At 59.9% G+C, this 25,146-nt stretch carries 26 protein-coding genes; 9 read left to right on the top strand and 17 right to left on the bottom strand.

The genetic code is table 11. The features are described from left to right. Window positions 1-8 precede the first annotated feature (8 nt). On the top strand, window positions 9-1,280 hold the full coding sequence (locus HX898_RS10890; protein WP_180194650.1) for an MSMEG_0569 family flavin-dependent oxidoreductase: 1,272 nt from the start codon (window positions 9-11) through the stop codon (window positions 1,278-1,280). 2 nt (window positions 1,281-1,282) lie between these two features. Then, the gene (locus tag HX898_RS10885; RefSeq protein ID WP_180194649.1) at window positions 1,283-2,143 is read left to right on the top strand and encodes a Pnap_2097 family protein; all 861 of its coding nucleotides are present in this window, start codon (window positions 1,283-1,285) and stop codon (window positions 2,141-2,143) included. A gap of 70 nt (window positions 2,144-2,213) precedes the next feature. Here HX898_RS10885 and HX898_RS10880 read toward each other — a convergent pair whose 3' ends face one another. From HX898_RS10880 to HX898_RS10865, 4 genes are all read right to left on the bottom strand, one after another. After that, window positions 2,214-2,987 carry a glucose 1-dehydrogenase gene (locus HX898_RS10880; protein ID WP_138388119.1) on the bottom strand — a complete coding sequence of 258 codons (774 nt, stop codon included), beginning with the start codon at window positions 2,985-2,987 and terminating at the stop codon, window positions 2,214-2,216. 39 nt (window positions 2,988-3,026) lie between these two features. Beyond that, window positions 3,027-3,716 (bottom strand): class II aldolase/adducin family protein, encoded by a 690-nt coding sequence (locus HX898_RS10875; RefSeq protein ID WP_138388120.1) that lies wholly within the window; start codon window positions 3,714-3,716, stop codon window positions 3,027-3,029. An 89-nt stretch (window positions 3,717-3,805) separates the two neighbouring features. Next, entirely contained in the window at window positions 3,806-4,561 is a 756-nt protein-coding gene (locus tag HX898_RS10870) for a DeoR/GlpR family DNA-binding transcription regulator (protein WP_180194648.1), read from the bottom strand. Between the two features lie 20 nt (window positions 4,562-4,581). Further along, complete coding sequence (locus HX898_RS10865) at window positions 4,582-6,000, bottom strand: FGGY-family carbohydrate kinase (protein WP_180194647.1); 1,419 nt, start codon at window positions 5,998-6,000, stop codon at window positions 4,582-4,584. A gap of 316 nt (window positions 6,001-6,316) precedes the next feature. Between HX898_RS10865 and HX898_RS10860 the strand changes: the two genes are divergently transcribed. Further along, window positions 6,317-7,336: a LacI family DNA-binding transcriptional regulator gene (locus tag HX898_RS10860; RefSeq protein WP_180194646.1), complete on the top strand. Its 1,020-nt coding sequence runs from the start codon at window positions 6,317-6,319 to the stop codon at window positions 7,334-7,336. A gap of 15 nt (window positions 7,337-7,351) precedes the next feature. Here HX898_RS10860 and HX898_RS10855 read toward each other — a convergent pair whose 3' ends face one another. The 12 genes from HX898_RS10855 to HX898_RS10800 all read right to left on the bottom strand — a co-directional run bounded on the left by HX898_RS10855 (window position 7,352) and on the right by HX898_RS10800 (window position 19,238). Next, window positions 7,352-8,362 carry a zinc-dependent alcohol dehydrogenase family protein gene (locus HX898_RS10855; protein WP_180194645.1) on the bottom strand — a complete coding sequence of 337 codons (1,011 nt, stop codon included), beginning with the start codon at window positions 8,360-8,362 and terminating at the stop codon, window positions 7,352-7,354. An 89-nt stretch (window positions 8,363-8,451) separates the two neighbouring features. Continuing rightward, window positions 8,452-9,240: an L-iditol 2-dehydrogenase gene (locus HX898_RS10850; RefSeq protein ID WP_180194644.1), complete on the bottom strand. Its 789-nt coding sequence runs from the start codon at window positions 9,238-9,240 to the stop codon at window positions 8,452-8,454. A 131-nt stretch (window positions 9,241-9,371) separates the two neighbouring features. Next, window positions 9,372-10,430, bottom strand: a complete 1,059-nt coding sequence (locus HX898_RS10845) for a carbohydrate kinase family protein (RefSeq protein WP_171599702.1) — start codon at window positions 10,428-10,430, stop codon at window positions 9,372-9,374. Continuing rightward, window positions 10,430-11,101, bottom strand: a complete 672-nt coding sequence (locus HX898_RS10840) for a D-lyxose/D-mannose family sugar isomerase (protein ID WP_180194643.1) — start codon at window positions 11,099-11,101, stop codon at window positions 10,430-10,432. The genes HX898_RS10845 and HX898_RS10840 overlap by 1 nt, the downstream gene beginning before the upstream one ends. Next, the gene (locus HX898_RS10835; protein WP_180194642.1) at window positions 11,101-12,255 is read right to left on the bottom strand and encodes a Gfo/Idh/MocA family oxidoreductase; all 1,155 of its coding nucleotides are present in this window, start codon (window positions 12,253-12,255) and stop codon (window positions 11,101-11,103) included. The genes HX898_RS10840 and HX898_RS10835 overlap by 1 nt, the downstream gene beginning before the upstream one ends. Window positions 12,256-12,277: 22 nt before the next feature. Continuing rightward, complete coding sequence (locus HX898_RS10830) at window positions 12,278-13,102, bottom strand: aldolase (RefSeq protein ID WP_180194641.1); 825 nt, start codon at window positions 13,100-13,102, stop codon at window positions 12,278-12,280. A gap of 136 nt (window positions 13,103-13,238) precedes the next feature. Beyond that, window positions 13,239-14,012, bottom strand: a complete 774-nt coding sequence (locus HX898_RS10825; protein ID WP_171599706.1) for an SDR family oxidoreductase — start codon at window positions 14,010-14,012, stop codon at window positions 13,239-13,241. Window positions 14,013-14,023: 11 nt separating this feature from the next. Beyond that, on the bottom strand, window positions 14,024-14,749 hold the full coding sequence (locus tag HX898_RS10820; protein ID WP_130764951.1) for an SDR family oxidoreductase: 726 nt from the start codon (window positions 14,747-14,749) through the stop codon (window positions 14,024-14,026). A 30-nt stretch (window positions 14,750-14,779) separates the two neighbouring features. Beyond that, a complete protein-coding gene (locus HX898_RS10815; protein ID WP_171599708.1) occupies window positions 14,780-16,057 on the bottom strand; it encodes a D-tagatose-bisphosphate aldolase, class II, non-catalytic subunit in 1,278 nt (425 codons plus the stop codon). After that, the gene (locus HX898_RS10810; RefSeq protein ID WP_180194640.1) at window positions 16,057-17,034 is read right to left on the bottom strand and encodes a sugar kinase; all 978 of its coding nucleotides are present in this window, start codon (window positions 17,032-17,034) and stop codon (window positions 16,057-16,059) included. The genes HX898_RS10815 and HX898_RS10810 overlap by 1 nt, the downstream gene beginning before the upstream one ends. Before the next feature lie 30 nt (window positions 17,035-17,064). Beyond that, window positions 17,065-18,291, bottom strand: coding sequence for an ROK family transcriptional regulator (locus HX898_RS10805; protein ID WP_138334430.1), 1,227 nt, complete (start codon window positions 18,289-18,291; stop codon window positions 17,065-17,067). Window positions 18,292-18,353: 62 nt separating this feature from the next. Further along, window positions 18,354-19,238 carry a sugar phosphate isomerase/epimerase gene (locus tag HX898_RS10800; RefSeq protein WP_180194639.1) on the bottom strand — a complete coding sequence of 295 codons (885 nt, stop codon included), beginning with the start codon at window positions 19,236-19,238 and terminating at the stop codon, window positions 18,354-18,356. Window positions 19,239-19,535: 297 nt separating this feature from the next. On the opposite strand from HX898_RS10800, the gene HX898_RS10795 reads away from it, so the two are divergent. From HX898_RS10795 to HX898_RS10770, 6 genes are all read left to right on the top strand, one after another. Beyond that, window positions 19,536-20,969: an extracellular solute-binding protein gene (locus tag HX898_RS10795; RefSeq protein WP_064647819.1), complete on the top strand. Its 1,434-nt coding sequence runs from the start codon at window positions 19,536-19,538 to the stop codon at window positions 20,967-20,969. Window positions 20,970-21,066: 97 nt separating this feature from the next. After that, window positions 21,067-21,942 (top strand): sugar ABC transporter permease, encoded by an 876-nt coding sequence (locus HX898_RS10790; protein WP_003545408.1) that lies wholly within the window; start codon window positions 21,067-21,069, stop codon window positions 21,940-21,942. Window positions 21,943-21,946: 4 nt separating this feature from the next. Further along, on the top strand, window positions 21,947-22,783 hold the full coding sequence (locus HX898_RS10785) for a carbohydrate ABC transporter permease (protein ID WP_003556379.1): 837 nt from the start codon (window positions 21,947-21,949) through the stop codon (window positions 22,781-22,783). A gap of 4 nt (window positions 22,784-22,787) precedes the next feature. Then, window positions 22,788-22,994, top strand: a complete 207-nt coding sequence (locus tag HX898_RS10780; protein WP_003545406.1) for a DUF2160 family membrane protein — start codon at window positions 22,788-22,790, stop codon at window positions 22,992-22,994. Window positions 22,995-23,054: 60 nt separating this feature from the next. Beyond that, window positions 23,055-24,116 carry a sn-glycerol-3-phosphate ABC transporter ATP-binding protein UgpC gene (gene ugpC / locus HX898_RS10775; RefSeq protein WP_138334432.1) on the top strand — a complete coding sequence of 354 codons (1,062 nt, stop codon included), beginning with the start codon at window positions 23,055-23,057 and terminating at the stop codon, window positions 24,114-24,116. 11 nt (window positions 24,117-24,127) lie between these two features. Further along, complete coding sequence (locus HX898_RS10770) at window positions 24,128-24,853, top strand: SDR family oxidoreductase (RefSeq protein ID WP_138334433.1); 726 nt, start codon at window positions 24,128-24,130, stop codon at window positions 24,851-24,853. 3 nt (window positions 24,854-24,856) lie between these two features. Here HX898_RS10770 and HX898_RS10765 read toward each other — a convergent pair whose 3' ends face one another. Beyond that, on the bottom strand, window positions 24,857-25,114 hold the full coding sequence (locus HX898_RS10765) for a hypothetical protein (RefSeq protein ID WP_064647809.1): 258 nt from the start codon (window positions 25,112-25,114) through the stop codon (window positions 24,857-24,859). Window positions 25,115-25,146 lie beyond the last annotated feature (32 nt).

Here is a 25,146-nt window from a genome sequence, read left to right as displayed (position 1 = left end):
ACTAGTCCATGCCCCAGAACCTGAAGCAGCATTACAGCACCGCCGTCATCGGTGGCGGCCAGGCCGGCCTGTCCGCCAGTCATTACCTGAAGAGGCACGGCATCGACCATGTGGTCTTCGAGAAGAAGACCGTTGCGCATAAATGGAAGAATGAACGCTGGGACGCCTTCTGCCTGGTGACGCCGAACTGGCAATGCCAGCTTCCCGATCATCCCTATGACGGCACGGATCCGCACGGTTTCATGGTCAAGGACGAGATCCTTGCCTATGTCAACCGCTTCGTGAAGAAGGTCGATGCTCCGATCTTCGAGCAAACCGGCGTGACGTCGCTCGAAAAGCATGGCGGCCTCTTCCGGCTCGAAACCTCGGCTGGCGCGGTGACCGCCGATGCCGTGGTGATCGCCACCAGCCTCTATGCAGATCCGGCCATTCCGCGTGCGGCGGAGCGCCTGCCCGAGGACATCATGCAGATCCACACCGCCGGCTACCGCAATGCCGGCCAACTGCCGGACGGCGGCGTCATCGTGGTCGGTTCCGGCCAGTCCGGCTGCCAGATTGCAGAGGATCTGCATCTTGCCGGCCGCAAGGTGCATCTCGTCACCGGCAACGCACCGCGTTGCGCCCGTTTCTATCGCGGTCGCGATGTGGTCGACTGGCTTTCCGATATCGGCCAATACGACATCACGGTCGAACATGATGGCATGACGAAGAAGAAGCACGACACCAACCATTACCTGACAGGACGCGACCGTGGACGCGATATCGATCTGCGCAAGTTCGCGCTGGAGGGCATGGCGCTATATGGCCGCATGTCCGGCATCGCCGCCGGCCGGATGCTGTTCGAGCCGAACCTGAAGGCCAATCTCGACGGCGCCGACCGTGTCTATAACGGCATCAATGCCCTGATTGACCGGCATATCGCCGAAAAAGGCATTGATGCTCCGGCCGGATCCCCCTATGTCCCTGTCTGGGAGCCTGAGGCGGAGATTGCCGAACTCGACCTGAAGGCGGAGCGGATCACCTCGGTGATCTGGGCCACGGGATTCAGCCCGGATTGGTCTTTCGTCGGTCTGCCGATCTTCGACGGCAACGCCTATCCTGTTCATCGCCGCGGCGTCACCGCCGTCGATGGCGTCTACGTGCTGGGACTTCCCTGGCTCTGGACCTGGGGCTCGGGCCGGTTCCTCAGCGTCGGCAGGGATGCCGAACATGTGGTCGGGCATCTTGCGGCTCGACGTTCGGCACAGACATCGTCTCTCAAGCAATCGGTCAGCGCCTGATCATGAGCGCAGCCCTTCTCGATTTTCCGCCCGCAGGGCCTTCGGCACGCGACCTGATGGAACGTACCCTTGATCCGCATGTGCTGCTCGGCATGCCCCATCTGAACGGAAGCGGGTTATCGGAGACCTGGCTGATGAAGGAACTCGGCCATCGTCACTGGCTGATGCTCGCCTGTCATCTTGGGCTCGAGAATGCGGATTTCAGAACGGCCGATGGAGAGGAGGCTTATGCCGCTATCTGTGCAACGTCCGTGACAGATGCATGTTTCGACGTCGTGCAGGCGAACGACATTTTGACCATTCATTCGAGATTGTCCGCAGTCTCACGAACCCGGACGTCGACCCGGCACGAGTTGTCCGTCCACGGAGGAAGCGTCGGCGCGGTCGAACTCATCTCAACCTTCGTTTACAGAACGATCAAAGACAGCAATCACTCGATTGCCCGTGTGACGTTGCCTGAGCCGCAGGGACAGCGGTTCCAGCCCAGCCGTCTGGCCCAGAATGCTGCTGACATCCGGAGTGGGCGGTTAGGGACGCATTTCGGGTTTCCGGTCCCCGCCAACAAAGCGCTCCGAACCTTTCGGTTTGATCCCAGCACCTCCCAGGAGTTCAACGGCGCAGGACTATTTTACTTTGCCGAGTATCAGGCATTGGCCGATCGCGCTTTGGAAAACTGGTTTCCCCGCAAGGGGCCGGTCGTCCGAAAGGACGTCTTCTTCCTTGGAAATATCGAACAAAATGAAAGCGTTTTCTTCGACCTTGTTGATTTTTCTGACGAGCAAAAAGCTGTCCATGGGCAGTTGCGACGCGAAAATGGGAAAGTGATCGCCAAAATATTCGGGACGTGGACATGTCTTCGCTGAGGCATGCATTGCAGATTTCAGCCGCCTCTCACCTGTCGTTTGATCGCCGCCAAAATGCATTCGGAATAGACTACCAGCAGGTAAAACCAGCATCGGCAACGACTGTCGTACCGGTCATGAGGCTTGACGCATCCGATGCAAGAAAATGGACGACGGAAGCGATCTCGTCAGGTTTGCCGAGACGGTGCATCGGGGTATCTCGCAGCCAGACATCGATCATGCCCTCATTGTCGTGGCGATATGTGGTCATCGCAGTCTCGATATAGGTGGGCGCAACGGCGTTAACCCGGATGCCACGGTCGGCCCATTCCGCCGCGAGCGACGATGTCATCTGGTGCACGGCAGCCTTGGCGGCGTTATAGTAGGTTTGCTTCTGCGGGCGGTTCGATATCAGACCCGACATCGACCCGATGTTGACGATCGAGCCCGAATTGGCATTGAGCATATGCCGGGCGAAGGCGCGGTTACACCAAAATACGCCATTGTAGTTGACGTCATTGACGTGGAGCCAATGCTCGTCGGTCACCTCTTCTGCGGCGACGCCGGAACGAGCAATCCCTGCATTCGCAACCAGAATGTCCACCTTGCCATAGGTCGAGACCACCCAGTCGGCCAGCCCATCGACTTCCGCCGATTTCGTAACGTCGACCTGGTAGATGGCGACATCATATCCCTTAGCCTTCATTGCCGCCGCGCCCTCATCGGCGATTGCCTTATCAATATCGGCAATGACAACTTTTGCTCCGTGTTCGGCAAGCGCCTCGACGCAGCTTAGCCCTATGCCGCGTCCGCCACCGGTAACGACGGCGACCTTGCCATCCAGGCGAAACTTTTCTGCGTACATTGCGTCCTCCACATAGTCTTCAAAAGATCAATGATCTTCCTAACGAACTTGCTCTGCGAGATTCAAAAACGGATGGCGGCCCGGCTGGTTGAAGTGCTTGCGGCGAACATCGAGCAACCTCTCGATCTGATCTGCATTGAACTCCTTGGCGCCGCCGTAGGAGGCCGCGAGGTAGACGACCTTGGCGTAGTAATCGAGTGCTTCCATCTTGAAATAGGCGCTGTTCAAATCATGCCCGTAAGTCAGGGCACCATGGTTTTCGAGCAAAAGCGCATCGTGCCTTTGCAGGTAGGGTATGATGGCGTCGGACAGTTCCGGCGTGGACGGAAGGCCGTACGGGGTCAACGGGACTTCGCCCAAAAACATTGTCGACTCAGGCATGATCTGCTGGGTCAGCGGCTTGCCACAAATGGCATGCACGGTGGCGTAAAGCGGATGCGCATGCACGACGGAACGCACATCGTCTCGATGATCGTAGACACACAAATGCATGCCAATTTCGGTGGACGGACGATATAGCCCATCACCGATGGGCTTTCCGCTGCGATCGATATGGCAGATCATTTCCGGCTTCATAAAGCCCTTGGAGACACCGGTCGGCGTGCAAAGAAGCGTACCGTCATCCAGTAGAACGGAAATATTGCCGTCGTTGGCCGCGCCCATCTCACGCGCGTAGGCGCGTCGGCCCACCTCGCAGATAAATTCACGCAGTTCGAGATTATTTTCCATGATCCTCACCTTCAATTCCGGAGAGGACCATAACCGCGGCAGCGACATAGTCAACAAAAACAGAAATTTAATGTTTGAAAATGTTGTTTTTAGTAGAGAACCGGGATATCAAGCTTCTGAAAATGTTTGATCCATTCGTCGGAAGGCTGACGATCGGTGATAACAGCGTTGATTTGATCAACAGGGCAGACGCTGGTGAGCGCCGAACCATCAAACTTGTCCCCGTCGACGAGGAGACACACCTTTCGGGCGGCGGCAATGAACGCACGCTTGACCTCAGCATCCGGAAGGCTCGCATCCATAACGCCTCCCGATATCGAGATGGCCTTGCAGCTGATGAGCGCGATATCGGCATTGAATTTGGCGATTGCCTGCGTCGCCAATGTTCCAACGAAGGTCATCGACTGCTTACGCAGCTCGCCGCCGACAGACACGATAGTGTGCTGCGTTGCTCCGGGATTGGCGGTAATGCGTACAGAATTGGTAATCAACGTTAGGTCGTGATGATCTTTAAGCGCGCTGAGCACCTCAAAAGCTGTCGATGAGGAGTCAATCATAACGGCATACGCATCGTGCACCAATGCAGCCGCGAGAGCGGCAATCTTCCGCTTCGCCTCGATATTGGTGACCTGACGCATCCGGTAGGGAAGATCTTCCGCTTCGACTTCCCTTGCTACCGCCCCTCCGTGTGTGCGGCTCAGAAGTCCGCTTCCATCCAAGGTCTGCAGGTCGCGGCGGATCGTCTCTTCGGTGACGCCAAAAGACTTGCTGAGATCAGTGACCTGCACCGTCTTGTGACGATAGACCAGGTCAAGAATTTTCTGTCTTCGTTCGACTGCGAGCATTTTTTAGGGGAAACCCATTGTTATTTCTGAGGGTAGTAATTCAGGATATCGGCCGACTTTTCAATCACGATGCGAGCCGCTGCAAGGTTTTCGATCAAACCAAGGCCAATCAGCTGCATTGCGATATTTCCCCAAGCGCTTGCTTCGATTGGTCCGACGGTGACGATGCGGCTGGTGCGGTTTGCTATCATTTGGCACAAAAGAGCGTCCTGGCCTCCGCCACCACAGATCCGAAGGCGAGCCACCGGCTCGTGCGTCTGCCGTTCGAGCGCCGAAAGACTTTCTGCAACGTCTTCAATCAACCCGCGGTAAACGGCAAGTGCGAGAGGGCCGAGGTCGTCATTGGTGCATCCAGCGAGTTCCGGGCAGACGCGCATCAAAGCGGCCACAATGTCGGGCGGATCGAAGAAAACTGGATCCGACGGATTGATCGAGGCTGACATCCCGCGTGCGGAGGCAATGGTCGCAAGGTCTGACATTTGAGCGAAGCTGATCTCCTGCCCTACGCGCTCCGACCAGTGCGCACGAAGCTTTTGCAGCAGATGTAACCCATTCAAACTTCGTAAGAAAAGCTGACGACCTTCAATGCCACCTTCGTTCCCGAAACCGCTTAACCGGGCGTCCTCCGAAGTGATCGCCTGACGCACCTCGCGGCCGATGATTGACCATGAACCACAGATCAGGAATGCTTCCTGCGTCCGTAGGGGAAGTCCGCATACTGCGCTTGCAGTGTCGTGGGCCGCGACCGAGATCACGGGAATTCGGTTGTGTAGTTGAAGTTCCAATTGGAGCTTTTCCCGAAGCCGGCCAAGGACCGTGCCTGGCTGCTTTAACGGTGGAAGCAGCCCGAGGGGGATGCCGGCGCTGCCGCAGATGGAACGATCCCATTTTCCGTCCAACGAGAGAAGGCCGGAGGTGCGCGCCAGCGTAAGCTCGCCGCCGATTGCCCCTGTCAGGTAATAATTGACGGCATCGGCGATCATCAGCACGCGCTGGCTGGTGGCTATCACCGATGGATCTTCCTTGCCTGCGCTGAAAAGCTGATAGACCGTGTTGATTGGGAGAACCTGCGAACCGGTCCGTTCGAACATTTCATTGGGTGTCATGGGAAAGGCGTCATAGCCTCGTTGGGAACGGGGATGCCGGTAGTGGTGAGGCGCAGCCTGCAGCTTTCCAGAGGCGTCAACGAGAGCATAATCTACCCCCCAACTATCCACGCCGATGGAATCGATCTTCGCGCAGCGCTCGAGTGCCAGCCGCAAGCCTTTCTTGATTTCCTTGAGCAAACGATTGAGGTCCCAGTGAGGTCCATCATCGAGGCGCATCTCTATCCCGGAGAACCGGTGGACCTCCGAAAGATCGATCTTTTGTCCGTCGAAACGGCCGAGCATCGCCCGCCCGCTGCCAGCGCCCAAATCGACTACGAGGCAATTGATCATTTTGCTTCTCTCAAAAAATGGCTTGGACGCCCGCCAAAGCGACAGTATCAGACCGTAATCACAAACCAATCTTTATAAATGTGGCTTTATGTGATTTTCTTTTTGACTTGTATAACGCCGTTTTGCGGTTTCGGAGCGACAGAAAGGTCTTCGAACAGCGGCGCGCTTGATGCGGCGTTCCGCGAGTGATCTAGTGGACGATAAAATGAAGGTGAACTTCAGCAGTCCGTGTGATGAATGTTCGACCGCTCCTGTGCTAGCCTCCTATGCGCGTCTGAAAAGACGCGCGGCGCTGTAGAGAAAGAAATGCGAGCACGTGACGACCAGCATCAGACATATCGCTAAACTTGCAGGAACATCGGTCTCTTCGGTCTCGCGCGTGCTCAACAACAGCGGCTATGCCTCACCTGAGCTCAGGGACCGGGTCGAGGCGGCTATCCGAACGCTGAACTACACGCCCAGCAAGGGCGCCCGTATGCTGCGCGGTGCACCAAGCCGGATGATCGGACTGATGCTGCCGTCGATTGAAGTGCCTTTCTTCGGCATCCTGGCCCATGCGATCGAACAGGAACTGTTTCAGCAGGGCTATCAGACGCTGATCTGCAGCACGGCGGAAAATATGGACCATGAGGTGCGCTACATCTCCATGCTGCTCGCCCAGCGCGTCGATGGCGTCATCGTGGCAAGCGCCTTCGGCAGCACCGAGCATTTCGGAGTGCTGCGTGACGCTCACATTCCAATCATCGCCATTGACCGCGAGTTGAGCGGCATCGCCGACGACGCTGTCATGGCCGATCACGAGGAAGGCGGACGGCTGATGGCGCGCCATCTGATCGACCTCGGCCACCGGGCGATCGCCATCGTCGGCGCGCCGGCACACAGCCAGCCTATCCAGCTTCGCCTGCAAGGAATCACGGCCGAGATGGCGAAAGATGGGATCGCACCCGCCATCGTGGCGATGGCAGAAGAGCACAGCTTTGCAGAGACCTACCGGCTGGCGCGCGAGCTGCTGGCGTCTCGACCTGAGGTCACCGCAATCATCGGCACGACCGATGTTTCGGCGATTGCCGCAATCCATGCCGTCCAGGATCGCGGATTTTCTGTTCCGAGCGACTATTCGGTCGTGGGCTTCGACGATCTGCCCGAGGCAGCCTACGTCTTTCCACGGCTGACAACGGTCGCACAGCCGATCCGCGATGTCGGGCGACAGGCAGCACGGCTGCTGGAAGCGCTGATCGACGAGCACCAAACGGGAGACGAATCTCGACAGGGCGCGATCGTAAAAGTGCCGGTCACGCTGATCGAGCGCGATTCCACCGGTCGCGTCCGCAACTGAGATGTGACCCCGATGCTAGGGCCGGACGATGACCTTGATCTCGCCTGGCAATGGCGCGTTGCCCACCACGTCGGCGACCTCCTCGAGACCGATGGTTTTGGTGACCAATGCGTCCAGTTCCAACGCCCCGCTCGCGACCATTGCCGCAGCGCGCGAATGGGTGAAGGGGTTGAGGTAGGCCGGCCTGATATCGACTTCGTTTACGAGCAGATCGAAGGGCAGAACCGGCACCTCGACACCCGCCGGCGTCACCCCGAAAAGCACGAAGGCACCACCGCGCCGCGCCATTTTCAGACCGGTTTGAAGCGTCTCGCTGACGCCGGCGCATTCGATGACCACGTCGGCGCCGCCTTTGGTGAGTTCTCGAACGGAAGCGATTGTGCCTGAAGAAACCGGGTCGAAGGCGTGCGTCGCCCCCAGGCTCAGAGCGGTTTGGCGTCTCGATTGCTGCCGCGTAATCAAAATGATCTCAGCTGCCCCAGCCAGGCGGGCCAGTTGCACCATGAGCAGACCGATCACGCCCCCGCCGAGGATCGCGACGCTGTCGCCCGGACGGATCCTTGCCTTGTCGATCGCGTGGATACAACAGGCCAGCGGTTCACTGAAGGCGCCGTGAACGGGATCGAGGTCGGCCGGCAGGATGAAGGCCTGCGCGTGTGGCACCGCCACATATTCCGCAAAGCCGCCATCCCGTGTCACGCCGATGGCGGTCAAGCTCTCGCATAAGTTCGGCCGCGCCTGCGTGCAAGCCCGACAGATGCCGCAGGCGATATTGGGGTCGACCGTCACAAGCTCACCGCCGGTAAAGCGGGTAACGGTATCGCCGATCGCTTCGACTATGCCGCAGAATTCGTGGCCCAGCGTCACGGGGATCGCCGTCGGATACTCGCCCTTGTACATGTGGCGATCGGAACCACAGATGCCGGCCACCGCAATCCGGACAAGCAGCTCGCCTGGCCCGGCAACCGGTTTCTCAACGCTGCGCATGGTCAAAGACCCGATCGACTCCAAGCGTACAGCCCTCATTTCACTCCTCCCGACCTCAAGTTCGATTGCCTATTCGTGCTGATGAAGCCGCCTTGCTGGATGATGCGCCCGCGACGCGGCTCAAGCGCTCAGCTCATGACATTGCCGCCATCGACATTGTAGCACTGCGCCACGATGTATGCTGCATCGGGGCCGGCCAGGAAGGCTGCCATGGCCGCTTGTTCTTGGGGCGCGCCAAATCGTCCGGCGGGGACGGCGGCGGCCACGCGGCGCTTGACGTCGCCGGGTTTCAAGCCTTCGCGGCTGCCGAGTTTTGCATCAACGACGTCCCACATCGGTGTATCGACGACGCCGGGAGCGATGGCGTTGACGTTGATCCCATAACGGATCAGTTCCAGAGCGCAGCTTTGCGTGATGCTGATGACGGCCGCCTTGGAAGCGCAGTAAGCCACTGCCGGTCCTTCGCCCCGGCGCCCAGCCTGGGACGAGAAGTTGATGATGCGTCCACCTTCCCCTCTTTCCACCATGTGGCGGGCAACGGCCTGCGTCATGAAGATCAGGCCTTCGATATTGACCTGAAATACGCTCGCGGTCCGTTCCCGGGATATTTCCAGAATCGACTCGACGTCGTAAATGCCTGCGGCGTTGACTAGGATGTCGATCTTGCCGGCGGTTGATATAGTGAAGCGGACAGCTTCTTCGATGCTGTCCTGGCTGGTCACATCAAGCGCCACACCCCAGGCACCAGGGCCGATCGCTTCCGCCACCCGTGCGCATCGTTCACCGTCAAGGTCCGCCACGACAACCCTCGCGCCTTCGGCGGCGAAACGTTCGCATACCGCCTTGCCGATGCCGCTCGCTCCTCCTGTGACCAATGCCACCTTGCCGGAGAGCCGCGCCGTTTCCGCATATATCATCGCACTGCCTCCGCGGTCGCGCCTAAATCGGCAAAGGTGCCGTGCGCGGCTGCCATAATGAATAGCTTCATGTTTGCTCCTCCCCTTTATAACGATAATCGGAGTCGCCCTCCTGGGGCGACGCCAATGGGCTAAGCGGTTTCCGGGTTCGTCTCCTGCGCCTCGCGAAGAAGGACAGACATGTCGGGGATGCCATCGGTGGCTGTCGCCCCCTTGAGGCAACGCGCAGCTGCGGCATGGGCGACGGCGCAGATATGCTCGACAGGCCAGTTTTCATGCAGGCCGTAGAGCACGGCGGCGCAGAAAGCGTCTCCTGCGCCGACGGTACTGACGATGTCATCGGGATCGACAGGTCGTGAACGCGTCATGATCGGGGAAGCGCCAGGCGCGAACCAGAAGCAGGTTTCCGGCGCATGGATGATCGCTCCCTTGGCGACACCAGCCGCAAGCAGGCGCTCGCCCGCTTCCAAAAGCCCCGCCTCGATCAAATCTCCCTTCGCATCGCGAACGGCAACGTCGGTTGCCCGCCCCGCTTCCATCTCGTTGATGATCAGATAATCGCAGAAGGGCAGAGCCACACCGACCTTGGCCGCAAATTCCGGGTCTTCGCTCGAGACGAAATCCACGCAGGTCGTAAGCCCGGCGCGACGCGCGGCCTCCAGCAGGCGCGATGCTCCCGAACGGCCGTCGGGGCCGATGCCGTCGAGACCCGGCAACAGCATGAGATAACCCAGATAGAACAACCGATAGCCGGCCTTGACGAAGGTTGCGGGTGAGACAAGCTCATCCGTGACGGCATCGTTGGCGCCGCCATGATAGAAGAAGGTCCGGTTCTGGCCGGGCACATTCATGACATGCGTATGCGCCGTGACGCGGTCGGAAAGCGCCGTCAGCCCACCGACATCGACGCCGGCAGGTGCAAGGCGGGCCTTGACGATCTCTCCGTCCTGATCGGCGCCGATGCATCCCGCCGCCGCCAGCTTTCCGGGAAATCCGAGCGAGGCCAGATCGGTGACGACATTGGCCGCCCCGCCGCCCACGCCCAGATCCTGGTGCAGGATATGGGCGAGATTGCCCTGTTCGGGCCAATAGGACAGGGTGTGGACGCGATCGACAATGAAGTTTCCCGCGCAGACGATGCCGCCCTGCTTTCGACTGTCGCGATCGTGAACCTCCTCCCCGGCTCGCATCAGCTGGCTCCTTCGTTCCACAAGGGTCTCAGCGGCGGCTCGTCTTCCTCGATCGCGGCAAAGCGCCCGATCGGCTCCAGAAAGAAATTATCGCTGTTGTCGTCGTTGACCTGGCTGACCTCGCCGACAAGGACAGGTCCGCCGCCTTTCCTGCCGTAGAAGCGGTGATAAAGCCCGGTGCGGATCGTCACGCTCTGGCCAGGCTGGAGAACCAGCGGCTCCCATGCGGCAAGCCGGCGCGGCAGCCCGTCTACCGGAACCGTCACATCCTCCGTCAGAACATTGCCATCGGCATCGGTTGCTGCGAATTCGATGACGAGATCGCCACCGGCGCGATTGATGATGTCTTCCATCTTCGCCGCATGACGGTGCGTCGGCGTGAGCTGCCCTTCCTCGACGAAGAGCAGCTTTTCGGCATAGGTCCGCTCACCCTCGATATCAACGATGCCATTGCGCAGGCAGAACAGCACGAGGCCGCATTCGGCGAACCGGTCCGAGCCGAAATCAGTGACATCCCAACCCAGCTGATGGGCGCGCAAATAGGCTGAAGCCTCGGGATGAGTGGCAAAATCCGCCGCCGTCCAATATCCCCATGCCGGCAGGGACCAGTGCCAGCGCTCGAGGGTCTCGGTTGCCCGCAGCAAGGCGGCGTTGATCACAGAGCGCTGCATCAGACGGATGCCCCGTCATACGCGACCGGTACCACGACGTCCTCGCGGCCGGATTTGAGGGCTGCCGTCAGGACCGCATGATGCGCCTGCGCTTCCGCCGGCGTCGCGCAGCCGAAACCGTTGGCGTTGCCGCCGGCAAGCTCATCGACGAAGGCCGCCCACATCTGCTGTATGGCGTCGGCAAAACCGAATTCGAAGATCTTGCCTGTAATGGCTGGAAACAGCGAGCCATAGCCGAGATCCTCGGTGCTCCAGGCTTGCGCACCGCCATTATAGTCCATCCATTGCCACTGGCGCGGCGACTTCGTGCTGAAGAATGCGCTTTTCTTCATGCCGAGAACCCTGATGTACCAGGTGTTGGATTCGCCGGGCGCGATACGCCAGGTTTTCAGCACCATCGGGAAATCCTGATCGCCGGTGCGCACACGGCTGCTGATCGTGGCATTGTCCCAGGTGGTGCAGGGCAGCATGCCGCCCTTGCCGTCAGGACGTTCGGTGACCTTCTTGACCAATTGCGCATGCAGGGTGGTCGGGCGCCAGCCGAGACGCAGCGGCACGTGCAGCACATGCATGCCGAGATCGCCCATGCAGCCATAGTCGCCATTGATGTCGGCCATGCGCTTCCAGTTGATCGGCTTCTGCCGGTCGATATCCGAAGAGTGCAAGAAACCCGCCTCGACTTCGAGGATTTCCCCCATCTCGCCGCTTTTTGCCAGCGCGATGACCTTCTGTGCGCCGGGAAAGAACGGCATTTCCGACGAGCAGCGTACCAGAAGTTCGGGATGCTCGGCGAGAACCGCCATGACCTCCCGGTTCTGAGCAGCGTCCATGCCGAAGGGCTTTTCGCCGAGAAGATGTTTTCCGGCCTTCAGGATGTCGATGTAGAATTGCTGGTGCAGCACATGCGGGACTGCGCAATAGACTGCATCGACCTCGGGATTGGCCAGAAGCTCCTTATAGTCGGCGGTGAACTGGCGAACAGTCGGCACATGATCCCTGAACCAGTCGAGCAGCGTCGCGTTGGTATCACAGACGGCGACGATTTCCGGTCGCGCCTTCACATCGGCCAGATGCAGCCAGCGCGCCGCAGCGCTCGCGAACTCGCGCCCCATCAGACCGCAGCCGATGACGCCGAAGCGGAATATTTTCGTCATGACATCTCCTCCCAGACGCGCGTCAGCCAATATGCAGCGAGGCTTGTTCGACGGAAGCCTTGTCATGGACGATTGCCATCAAGGCCCGCGTCATGCCGCCGGGATTGTGATGCTGGATGACGTTGCGGCCATAGACGATGCCACGGGCGCCCTGCTCCATCAACTGCTTGGTGCGGATCAGGATTTCCTGATCCGAAACGCGGCCGCCGCCGCGCACCAGCACCGGCAGACCTTGGGCGATCTCGACCACGCGATGATATTCCTCGACATTGTCGCACGGGTCGGCCTTGATGATATCGGCGCCGAGTTCGGCCGCCTGGCGCACCAGCGGCAGGATCTTGTCGATCGTGCCATCGACCATGTAGGCGCCCTTGGAATTGTCCTGCATGACAAGCGGCTCGACCATCAGCGGCATACCGTAGATCTCGCATTCGCGCTTCAGGCTGTTCACATTGCGCACGCAGGCGCGGTAGACTTCCGGCTGGTCCGGCAGCATCAAGAGATTGACGACGACACAGGCAGCATCCAACGCGACGCCCTGTTCCACCGCCCTGTCGATCATTTCGGAAAACAGCTGAGACGGAAGGGGATTGCCATAGATGTTGGCGATGTCGGTGCGCAGCACCAGTGCCGGACGATGCTTGCCGGGAATAGCCTGCAGAAGGGGTGCCGTCCCCGGCGGCAGCTGAATGGCATCCGGCGCCGCGTTCGCGATCACCTCGATGGCCGTCTTCATGTTCTCGATGCCGGAAAGGAAGGTGCGTTCATTGAACATGCCGTGATCGATAGCAACGTCAAAACAGTTTCCAGACACGCCGAAAAGTCGGTTCAACCGCGCGGATTTCATCAGCTTCCTCCCAATATGGCAACGTTTCCACACCTGGATAAACGCAGCAGGAATGCGAGTCAAGATAATGTGGTAACGTTTCCATACTGGTTTCCAGGTGTGGACGAGGCGCTGCTCGCACCTCGTCCAGGAAGGACTACCAGCAGGTAAAACCTGCATCGACGTTGACGATCGCCCCGGTCATCAAGCTGGCGGCGCCCGATGCGAGGAAGAGGACGGCGCTGGCAACCTCCTCCGGCGTTCCCATTCTTCCCATCGGCGTGTCGGCGAGCCAGAGCGGGATACGCTCGCGATTGGCTTCGACGGCCACCACCATCGGTGTCTCGATATAGGTGGGCGCGACGGCATTTACCCTGATGCCGTGGTGCGCCCACTCGGCTGCCAAAGAGCGCGTGAGGTGATGGACGGCCGCCTTGGAGACGTTATAGGCCGTCTGAGGCTGAGGCCGGTTGCAGATGTGCCCAGACATCGAGCCGAGGTTCACGATGGCGCCGCGTTTCATCGAAATCATCGGACGACCGAAGGCGCGCGAGCACCAGAAGACGCCATTGAGATTGACGTCCATCATGCGCAGCCAATCCGCGTCGGTGAGATCCTGCGCCGGAACGCCGCTCTGGCCAATTCCGGCATTGTTCACGAGGATCGTCGCCGGTCGCCCGCCGTCGGCGAGCTCAGCCGCGATCGCGTCCATTCGGGCCGCGTCGGTGACGTCGCCGACCCGGACTTCGACGTCGTAGCCTCTGTCGCGCAGCGCAAGCGCTTGCTCAGCGTCGGCCTCGCTGCGTTCGATGACGACGACGGCGGCGCCCGCCTCCGCCAGCGCCTCGGTGCAGCAGAGCCCGATCGCACGCCCTCCGCCTGTGACCACCGCCCGTTCGCCGTCGAGGCGAAATTTCTGCTGGTAGCTCATGTCACGTCTCCTCAAATGTCAAAGGCGCTTGGAAGCACGACGATATCGCGGATGGTGACGTTGCGCGGCCGGGTCAGCATGAAGATGATCGCGTCAGCGACTTCCTTCGGCTCAATCAAGGCTCCGGCCTCCTTGGCCTTGCGAAGGTTTTCCTCCGGCCAATCCGCAAGCAAAGCGCTGATCACCGGGCCTGGAGAAACCGACCCCACACGAATGCCACTTTTCAGAAGCTGGCGTCGCATCGTCTGGACGAAGCACGTCATCGCCCATTTCGATGACGAATAGACCGGCTCCCATGGAATCGCCGAGTGTCCAGCGACGGAGCTGGTGACGACAATGTCGCCAGTGCCACGTTCGATCATGTGCGGAATGACGCTTCGAACGTTCTTGATGACGACGTTGACATTGAGATTGAGCATCCGATCGATGGTATCGAGGTCGGTTTCCATCAGGTCGCCGCCGATATAGGTGCCTGCATTGGCATGCAGGATATCGAGCTTGCCCGTCTTCGACAGGATGCCCTCGAGCAATCCCGCACACTCGCCCGGATCCAGCAAGTTGATCTTGAGCGGAATAGCGCGCTCGCCAAGCCGGGCACAAACCGTCTCAAGGGCCTTCTCATCGCGATCCACCAGCACGACCGTCGCGCCAGCGGCGAGCATTGCCTCCGTCGAAGCGAGTCCTATTCCGGATGCTGCGCCAGTAACCGCCGCGATCTTCCCATTCAATTCCGTCATCGATTTTTCCTCCTGTCTTGATTCTGATTGCTAATTATTCCCGACGCCGCAGGCGGCGTGATAGTCCGAGAGACTCTTTGTCACTCTCCAGATCAAAACCTGTTCCGGATCGAGCGGCGCATCTGCGAATTCCTGTGCGGCCGGCATGTGCTGCCAAAACAAGGGCAGCGGTACGATTTGCCCTCGAAGCGCCTCGCACAGCTGCCGGACGGGATCTTGGACTTCAGCCGACGCCCAATAATAGCGAATGCGGTCAGACAGCGAGTAATGCCGCAGCCAGCGCATCTCGGCGTTTGTGCCGTGGTAGTGGCGGCTCCAGTTGCCGGGCTGATCGAGCATCAACGCTTCCATCGCGGCATAGAGCGGACGCTGGCCGTAATCGGGCAAGAGGTCCGAAGCGATGGCATCCAGCGCGTAGAGCGCCTCGCGCAGGACGAAGGTCAGCTCGGGACCGACCTTCAGAATCGGAAACCCATCTTCCACCAGCGCGGTCAACGGCAGTGTCCCCTGATAATCCGTCGAGTGAGCTTCGAACACGAATTGCGGCTCGTCGGTGAGCACCGATTTCAGCGGGTCTATCTTGCTGCGGTCATAAAGGATGACATTCTGATTGCCGAACTCGACACCCGGCTGAACGACCAGGCCGATGGCGCGTCCGAACGCCTCCGCCAGGCCTGCCTCCGCAAAGACCCCGCGGTGGACTTCGATCGTCTTCAGCGCCGCTGCGGCAGCCGTCGGTTCGATGGTTGTCAGGGCATGGTCGGCCCCGCCTGGCGGCGGCACTTCGGTGCCGATGACGTAAACCGGCATTGCGCCGCCGCTCTTCTTCGCCGACGCCTCGGCGACCGCCGCAAGCCGGGCGGCACGATGGGCCGTGGTTTCGTCGTCGAGCGCCACCGGCTCGCCCTTGCAGCCCATCGAGGCATCGAGGTGAATCTTGCGAAACCCGGCATCGACGTAAGCGGCAACCATCTTCTCGGCTTCGGCCATGGCCTCTTCGGCCGGGCGGTCACGCCACGGATTGGGGCCGAGATGATCGCCGCCGAGAAGGATGAGTTTTTCGGGGCACCCCTCCTCCGCCGCGATCTTCATCACGAGAGACGCGAAGTCGCTTGGCGTCATTCCGGTGTAGCCGCCGAGGTGATTGACCTGGTTGCAGGTGGCTTCGATCAGGACGGTGCTCTCGTGTTGCTTCCCGTGTCGGAGTGCTGCCCGAAGCACGATCGGATGGGCGGAGCATACGGAGGTCACGCCTCTCGGATGGCCTTCGATCCTCAGCCTGGCCAGTTCGTTGAGATGCACCTGCATCACGGTCGCCTTTCCGTTGAAGCGATGAACGCATCGAGTTCTTGCTGAGTGCCGGCACCTTCCATCGGTCCGAGGACCGTCACGTTGCGGGCGCCGGCGGCCGAGCCGTAGGTCAGAGCCTGCTGCGGAGACATTCCGAGCCGTCGGCAGGTGAGATAGGCACCGCCGAAGCAGTCGCCGGCGCCCGTAGGGTCGACCTCCTGAACGACAAATGCCGGGGCGTCGATGCGGTCTCCTTGCCTGCCGAAATAAGTCGCGCCGTCGGCTCCGCGCTTCAGCACGATCTCCTTGACGCCTATCTCGAACAAGCGGCGGATCGCTTCTGCCTCGCCTTCGACGCCGGCGGCACGCTCAAGCTCCTCTCCGGACGGCAGAAGCAGATCGGCGGCAGCGACAAGCTTGGAAAAGCGGCGCTCGGTGTCCTCGTTCAGCTTCAATTCCTTGCGAATGTTCGGATCCACCGAGAGCGTTCCCCCGCGCGCCTTGACGATGTCGACGGCCTTGTCGATCACTTCGCGCGCACTAGGGACCGACAGAGCGGAACCCATCACGTGAAGATGCCCGCTGCGATTGATGAGATCGCCGACCGCTTGAGACCAGCCGAAGCGCGCAGCTGCTGATGTGGCGATGTTGTAGACGAAATCCCGGGAGCCATCCTTGCGGTAGCGGACAAAGGCGCTTCCCGTGGGATAGTCCGGATCGATCGAGATCGTCGAAACATCGACGCCGTCGTGTTTGAGGCGATCGGTATTGACACGACCGAAATCGTCATCGCCGACGGCGCCGACCATTGCGGCCTTTCCGCCGAGGCGGCCGCACTGCGAGATGAAGATCGCCGGCGCCCCGCTCGCGAACGGACCGACAAGCGGCTGGGCTTTGAGAAACCCGTCTCCGACCGTCGTGGCGACGATCTCGACGAGGATCTCCCCTACGCAAACCGTGGGACCAAGCTGGTCCGGAGCCAGTACTGAGGTCATTTGCAATCCCGCTTTCGATAGTTCTTGTCGTCAACTCGTCGCCGACTGGACCGGCGCACCATCCTCGCTGCCGAACTCCTCGCTCTCCAGGGACAGAAAGCGCTGGTGCAACATGCATGCCGCTCCGAAGGCGGAGCCGAACTCCGCATCATCGTCCACGACAATCTCCGGCATGGGGAAAGGTATATTCTGGCCCTCCGACATGTGGACCGCCACGCGGGCGGCCACCATCGGGTAGAGGGATGCCACGGAGCCACCCAGCACGATCCTGTCGGGGTCGAGCAGACGACAGGCCTGCAGCAATGCGTAAGCGAGATGGCGCGACCAGGTTTCGGCGATATTGACCGCGGCCGGGACACGGTCATGAACGTCGCCAAGGAATTCCTGCAGATCGACGTGCTTACGTCCAATAGCCTCGCGATACTGCCTGATCAGCACTTCGCGACCGATCAGTTGCTCAAACTTCTGACCGCCGCTTCCCGGCACCAGGGTGTGGCCGATTTCTCCCGCCAGGCCGTGGCCGCCCCGGAACAGCTTGCCATCGATCATGATGCCGCCGCCGACGCCGGTTTCCATGAGCAGGAACAGGGTCACGCCTGAGACGCCGTGACGGTAGCTGTCGCCGATCGCAAACGCGTTGGCGTCGTTTTCAACCGCGATCGGGACAGCGGCCGGGACGGCGGCCAGGAAGGCAGATCGCCCAATCTCCTTCAACGACACCTCTCGCCAGCCGATGATGGGTGCGAGGGTGACAATTCCGTCCGGCCGGATGTGGGCCGGCGCCGATATGCCGAGACCCTTGCACCGTCCGATCATCCTCTTCGCCATTGCGCCGACGATCAACTCGACGCCCTGCGCCACGGCCTCCTCCACCGTCGAAGACGGCGTGTCGAACGCGATCTTCCGACATGCCCGGACTTCGGCGGAGAGATCGACAACTGCAGCCGATATATGCTCGACGCCAATCTCGATCCCGACGAAGAATGCGGCATCGGGAACCAGTTCGAGCATGATGCCCGGACGACCGGCACGGGAATGCTCCAGGCGCTGCTTGCCGCTCTCGTCCGACTCCTGAACGAACCCGCCTTCCGTCAATTCGGCGACGATCTCTCCCGAGGATGAGCGATTCATCCCGAGTTTCCGGGCGAGATCCGCCCGGCTGAGGCTTCGGTGGGCATAGATCGTCTGCAAGGCGGCGACGATATTGTTCTGCCGGATCCTGCGCGGCGAGCTTCCGATGGAGACGGTGTCGTTCATATTTCAATTCCCTTCAGTCGGCCCAACCCTTACACGACTGGAACAGGCTGTCAGAGGGATAATCAGGGCCGCGCGTTTGTGGCGCGGCGGCGCTTGGCCTCGTCGTATTTCAGCTCGATGTAGCGCTTCGCGTGCGCCGCAAGCGGATCATTATCCTCCCAGGTGTCGCGCCAGATCGCACAGGCGAGCGACAGGCCTTCGTCCACGACCGTCGTCGAGAAGCTTTCGAACACGACGTCGCGCTTATAGTCGATGTCGAGCAGAGCGTCGAAGATCAGATCGAAGTTGATGACACCGTCGCCGAGATAGCCGCGATTGCTCTCGCCGATGTGGAAGTAACCGATCTTGTCGCCGGCCAGGCGGATCGCCGCGGCCGGATTGGCTTCCTCGATGTTCATGTGGAACGTGTCGAGGTGGAGACGGACATGCTCCGATCCCGTCTCGGCGATGAACTTCAGCCCCTGCGCCGTGGTATTCAGCAGGTTCGTCTCGAACCGGTTGACAACCTCCAGCACGAGGTCGACGTTCGCCTGTCTGGCGACTTCGCCGGTCGCGGCGATCGCGGCGACGCTGTTGTCCCAGCCCTTCTTCGTCGGCTGGCGATTGTACTTGGTGTGCGCGGAATAGAGAATTCCACCCAGCTTGTTGCCGCCGATATCACGGACCGCACGAACGGCGTCGGCCAGCGTCTGCTTGCCGGCGGATACCGCAGACATGTCCTCGCTCGATACGTCCTTGTCGAGCGGCAGACCCATCGTCACGCCAATCTCGACGTCAAGCGACTGCGCAAGCTTTGCCAGTCGATCGAGATTGAATTTCTCGGGGCGCAGATAGGCAAATTCGATGGTGCGATATCCGTGTTCGGCCGTCTTGTTGAGGGCCATTTCCAGCCCTTCCTGCGTTTGGCCGCCTGTCCATACAAATGAATGGATACCCAATCGACGCATAGTCGTTTCCTCCAAAAAATGCCTTTGGTTGCGGACAGTGCTATGCCATTTAGTTTGGCAAGACAACAAATAATTTTGGCTTAAAATCTTTTGCTGCTTTGCAAAATTACCTTGCAACGCAATATTTTAAGTCTTCGGACACCGCATTCCGTCCTTCAACGGAAATTAGTTTCTGCAAAAATCAAAGGGATAGATCCACGATTTGCATGTTTAGACAACAAATGTTGCGTCGGTGGTTTTTTTGGCCTACACAAAAGGCCGGCGAAATGATCTCGCTGCACTTTGGGAGGATTGAAAATGAATTATGCTTTGAAGGCTAGCGCGCTTGCGCTGACGCTCAGCCTCGCCACTACCGCTTCGCCGGCCTGGGCTGACTTCTGGTCCGATGCCGGCGCCAAATTCAAGGGCGTGACATTGCATGGCGTCACCGAAAGCACGCCGCCATCGAACTACATCAGGAACGTGCTGGCTCCGGAATTCGAAAAGAAGACCGGCATCAAGGTCGACATCGAGACGACGTCCTGGGATCAGATGTACGACAAGGCCATCAAGGACATGGAAGCCAAGACCGGCATCTATGACATGGTCTACATCGAGCAGGACATCATCTACTCCTATCTCGCCAGGAATTTCCTCGTCGACATCACGAAGACGCTGAAAGACCAGCCGGATCTCAAGGCGCCGACCTACGACGACGCCAACTTCACCAGCTTTGCCGACTACTTCAAGGACGCGAGCGGCGATCTCTTCGGCGTTCCGATGGAAGCCTTCCTGAAGGCGTATCTCTATCGCAAGGACCTCTTCGACGATCCGAAGATCAAGGAAGCCTTCAAGAAGGAAACCGGCAAAGACCTGAAGCCGGCGACCACACACGCGGAATACACCGAGATCGCCGACTTCTTCACGAAGTACGGCAAGGACAACGGCATGGAGCTCTGGGGCACCACCGCTCAGGCACATACAGGCCATCCGGCGTCCTGGTATGAATTCTTCGAGTCCATCGCGCCGACCTTCGGCGTCTACAATTGGGGCATCGACGCCAAGAACAACTATGCGGCGACGGTCGAACATGGCGGCGCGATGAACGGCGACAAGGCAAAGGCCGCGTTGAAGTACTGGCTGCACCTGCGCGACATCGCTCCTCCGGAATCGACGCAGTCAACCTGGACGGAAACTGCAACGACTTTCGCCGCAGGCCGCGTCGCCCAGGGACTGATCTACGGTGAGAATGCCGCGTGGATCGCAAGCGATCCGGCGCAGTCGAAGGTGGTCGGCCAGGTCGGTTTCGCTCTGCCGCCGCTCGAGCCGGGCGTGCTGGACGACGCGAAAGCCGGAAAGGGCTATATCGGCTACTATGATGGCGGTGCCTTCGGCGTGCCGGTCACGTCCAAGAACAAGGAAGCGTCACTGCTGTTCCTCGAATTCATCGGCCAGAACGAAGTGCAGCCCGATTGGGCGATCGCCGCACCGCGCATCACCAATACGGCGACGTTCGACGATCCGAAGGTGAAGGAGATGGACGTCAAGCTCGGCGGCTTCTACACAATGCTGAAGGACGACGGCAAGCTCTTCGCCGGCGCTCCCCCCTACCCCTTCCATGCGCAGGTGCGTGAAGCGACCGCTCCTATCTTCTACGACATCCTGACCGGCAAGATCGGGCCCGATGAAGGCCTCGACCAGATGGCGGCCAAGGCCGAAGAAGAGCTCACCTCGCTCGGCTATCGCAAATAAAACATCCTCCCCAACTTGACGGGTCGTTCCGACGACCCGTCATCTTCCGTTCCCAGATGGAGCGGACGTCCACATAACGTTCAATGGGGGATAGGCGATGCATTCGCAGAAGCTCGGGTGGCTGTTGCTGTCACCGACCATAGTGATCCTCGGACTGTTCGGGATCTTTCCTTTCATCTACGTCCTCTGGGTCTCTTTCCATTCATGGAACCCGTTCGCGGCCAATCCCGGCATGATTTTCAACTGGGCTGAGAACTATCGGCGGCTCGTCTTCGACCCGCAGTTCCTGGCATCGCTCGGTATAACCCTGACATTCGTCTTCTTCGCGGTCGTGTCGGAGCTGGTCCTTGGCTACATCCTCGCCCAGGCGCTGCTCAAGGACTTTCCCGGAAAAGCGGTGTTTCGCACGATCCATACGCTGCCGCTGATCATGGCGCCGATCATCGTCGGCTCAGTCTGGAAGCTGATGACCACCCCGTCCATCGGCATCATTCCCTATCTTCTGAGGAGTTGGTTCGGCTACGATCTGAATATCGGCCAGAGCGCCGTCGCGGCCTTCACCGTCACTGTCATCATGGACATCTGGCACTGGACGCCGCTCGTCACCCTCTCGCTGATCGCCGCACTCGTCTCGCTTCCATCAGACCCCTTCGAGCAGGCGCAGATCGACGGCGCCGGCAAAAGCCAGATCTTCTGGCACATCACGCTCCCCCTGATCCGCCCGGCCCTGCTCGCCACGGTGTTCATCAGGCTGATGGACGCGCTGCGCACCGTCGACGAAGTCCTGATGCTGACCGGCGGCGGTCCGGGTTCTTCGACGCGCTACATCGGCGTCCATATCTTCAGGGAAGTCTTTCCCAAGACGAATTACGGCTACGGTTCGGCGATCTCCGTCATCGTCCTCTATCTCACCATCGTCGTCTGCTGGCTGCTCTATGTCGGCCTGATTGCGCCCCGCGTGAAGAGAGGTTGAAGTGATGAAGACCCGTTTTCCCTGGCTTCCGGTCGTCCTGTGGACCTTGATAAGCCTCGCGACCCTTTTCCCGATCTACTGGCTCTTCGTCATATCGGTGAAACAGCCGTTCGACCTGTTTTCGACGCCCGATGTCATTCTCCGGAGCTTCTTCTGGAAGAATTACCAGGACGTGCTGACCAATCCGACCTTGCGCGGATACATGCTCAACTCGATGATCATTTCGTCGGGCAACGCGCTGCTCGTCACCACGCTCGGCTTCCTTGCCTGCTACGCCCTGACGCGCTTCGACCTCGCCGGCAAGGAAAGCATCTTCTTCTGGACGATCACCAACCGCATGGCGCCGCCGGCGGTCTTCCTGCTGCCGCTTTTCCTGCTGCTGACGCAGGTCTACAGGATCGGCGACTTCTCGCTCGCCGATTCCAAGCTGGGCATGATCCTGGTCTATTGCTCCTTCAACCTTCCCTTCGCCATCTGGACGCTGCGTCCGACCGTGGAAGGCATTCCGAAGGAATTGGACGAGGCGGCCTACATGGACGGCGCGAGCCCATGGACCGTCCTCTATGATATCATCTTTCCTTTGGCACGGCCCGGACTTGCGGTGACGCTGATCCTGACCTGGGTGTTTGCGTGGAACGAATACCTGCTGGCAGCGACGCTCACCAATTTCCATGCGCGGACTCTGACCACCGGCCTGTCGGAATATGTGACGACGACGGGGACGGCCTGGGGCATCATGGCCGCGATCTCAATGCTGACATTGGTTCCGGCGCTCATCGTCTTTTCGGTGGTCCAGCGTCACATCGTCGCCGGCCTGACCTTCGGCGCCGTGAAAGGATGAAACGATGACGTCTCAATCAGAAAATAACGAACCCAAGCCAGGCTTCCTGCCGATCGAAACGAACTGGTTCGACCGGCTCTTCATCTCGATCGTGATCTGGGTCGCGCTCTCGCTGTTCTGGATGCGGTTCATCGAACCGTTCGGGCTTTCGGTATGGTTTGCGGCGGCGATCTCGGCAGTCCTTGGCGCCTATATCGTCTGGAAGGGATGAGATGATGAATTCCGTCAACGACATCAAGTCACAATCTGCACTGCTTTAGGGGGAACGACATTGGCAAACGTACAGGTTAGCGACGTCACCAAGAAATATGGCTCTCTTCAGGTCATGCATGGCGTCAGCGTCGACATCGAGGACGGCGAATTCGTCGTGCTGGTCGGTCCATCCGGCTGCGGCAAATCCACCCTGCTCCGGATGATCGCCGGGCTGGAGACGGTCAGCAGCGGAGATATCCGGATCGGCAGCCGTGTCGTCACCAACGCTCCCCCGAAGGAGCGTGACATCGCGATGGTGTTTCAGAGCTACGCGCTCTATCCCCACAAGACCGTCGCCGAGAATATGGGCTTTCCGCTGAAAATGGCCAAGCGTCCGAAGGCTGAGATCGACGAGAAGGTTGGCAGGGCAGCCGAGATCCTCGACCTGACGCGTTATCTCGACCGCTATCCGAAACAGCTGTCGGGCGGACAGCGCCAACGCGTGGCGATGGGCCGTGCCATCGTGCGCGATCCGCAGGTCTTCCTGTTCGACGAGCCGTTGTCGAATCTCGACGCCAAACTCCGCGTCACCATGCGCGTCGAGATCAAGGAGCTTCACCAGCGGCTGAAGACCACCACAGTCTACGTCACGCACGATCAGATCGAGGCGATGACGATGGCCAACAAGATCGTGGTGATGCGCGACGGCAGGGTCGAGCAGATCGGCAAGCCTCTCGATCTCTACGACTTCCCCGTCAACCTCTTCGTCGCCGGCTTCATCGGCAGCCCATCAATGAACTTCCTTCAGGGCCGCATAGCCACAAGCGACGGCAGGAAGGTCGTCGTCACCGACCAGGGCATCACCCTTCCGCTGGCGGACACAAATGCGGATGAAGGACGAGCCGTGACCTACGGTATCCGACCGGAGCACATCACGATCGGCGAGGAAGGCGTTCCCGTCGAAGTCTCGGTGTTCGAGCCGACGGGTTCAGAGACATTGATCTTCGGTCGCACGGGAGGCGTGCCGATCGACGCCCTGATCCGTGAGCGTATCGAGGTCGACCCCGGACGGACGATGTACTTCCACATCGATCCCCGACGTGCGCATATCTTCGATCGGGAAACAGGCCAGAGACTGTAGGAGGACGACCCATGGAGTTCAGAGGAAAGACGGTGATCGTGACCGGCGCCGGCAAAGGCATCGGACGCGAAATTGTAAGGATGCTCGTCGAACGGGGTGCGCAGGTCGTCGCCCTGACCCGCAGTGCCGCCGACGTCGACGCGCTGCGAGGGGAATTCGGCTGCCGGGCAATCCAGGTCGATCTCGCAGACGCCGATGCGACCAGACAGGCGGCGATCGCCGCCCTTCCCGCAGATTTCCTGATCAACTGCGCCGGCACGACCGAGCTTCAGCCATTCCTGGAGACAACCGTCGAAGCATTCGATCGCCTTGTCGCGGTCAACACGCGTGCTCCGATGATCGTTGCCCAGGAATATGCCCGCTCGCTGATCAAGGAAGGCCGTCCAGGCGCCATCGTCAATGTCTCGTCGGTCGCATCCTTCGTCGGCATCCCCGACCACGCAGCCTATTGTGCATCGAAGGGTGGATTGGATGGCTTGACGCGCGTCATGGCAAAGGAGCTTGCGCCTCACGGCATCCGCGCAAACGGCGTCCACCCAACGGTGACGTTGACGCCAATGGCGGTGAAGGCATGGAGCGATCCCGAGAAGGCCGCGGGGATGATGAAGCGAATTCCGGTCGGTCGCTTCGCTGAGCCGGCAGACATTGCCGAGGTTGTTCTTTTCCTGCTGTCCGACCAGGCTGCCATGGTGAATGGCATATCGATGCCGGTGGACGGCGGCTACATGATTGCCTGAAGTTCAGGACGAACGTGTCGTACGAGCCTGCGATTGCAATAGGGGATGCGGCGAGGTTGACCGCCGCACCAAACGGCGCAGTTCATCCTGATCAACAAAATGATCCGTCACGCCAGCCTCTTTATCCGGATGGCTGAAGACAAGTCCGTCTGAATCCTCAAGCTTCAGAGCTTGCTCCGTATTCATGATCCCCAGTGCCTGGCGCTCGTATTCGGACTCAAGCGCCGCCTCGACGATGGCTTTTTTCTTGCGCATGTCCATTTCCTCCGTTGCTCAAATGGTAACGGACGGGC

Source organism: Rhizobium sp. WYCCWR 11128 (assembly GCF_013416305.1).
In the GTDB taxonomy this organism is placed as follows: domain Bacteria; phylum Pseudomonadota; class Alphaproteobacteria; order Rhizobiales; family Rhizobiaceae; genus Rhizobium; species Rhizobium indicum.
The sequence above is the reverse complement of the archived record's forward strand: the minus strand, read 5'-3'. Positions and strand labels throughout refer to the sequence as shown.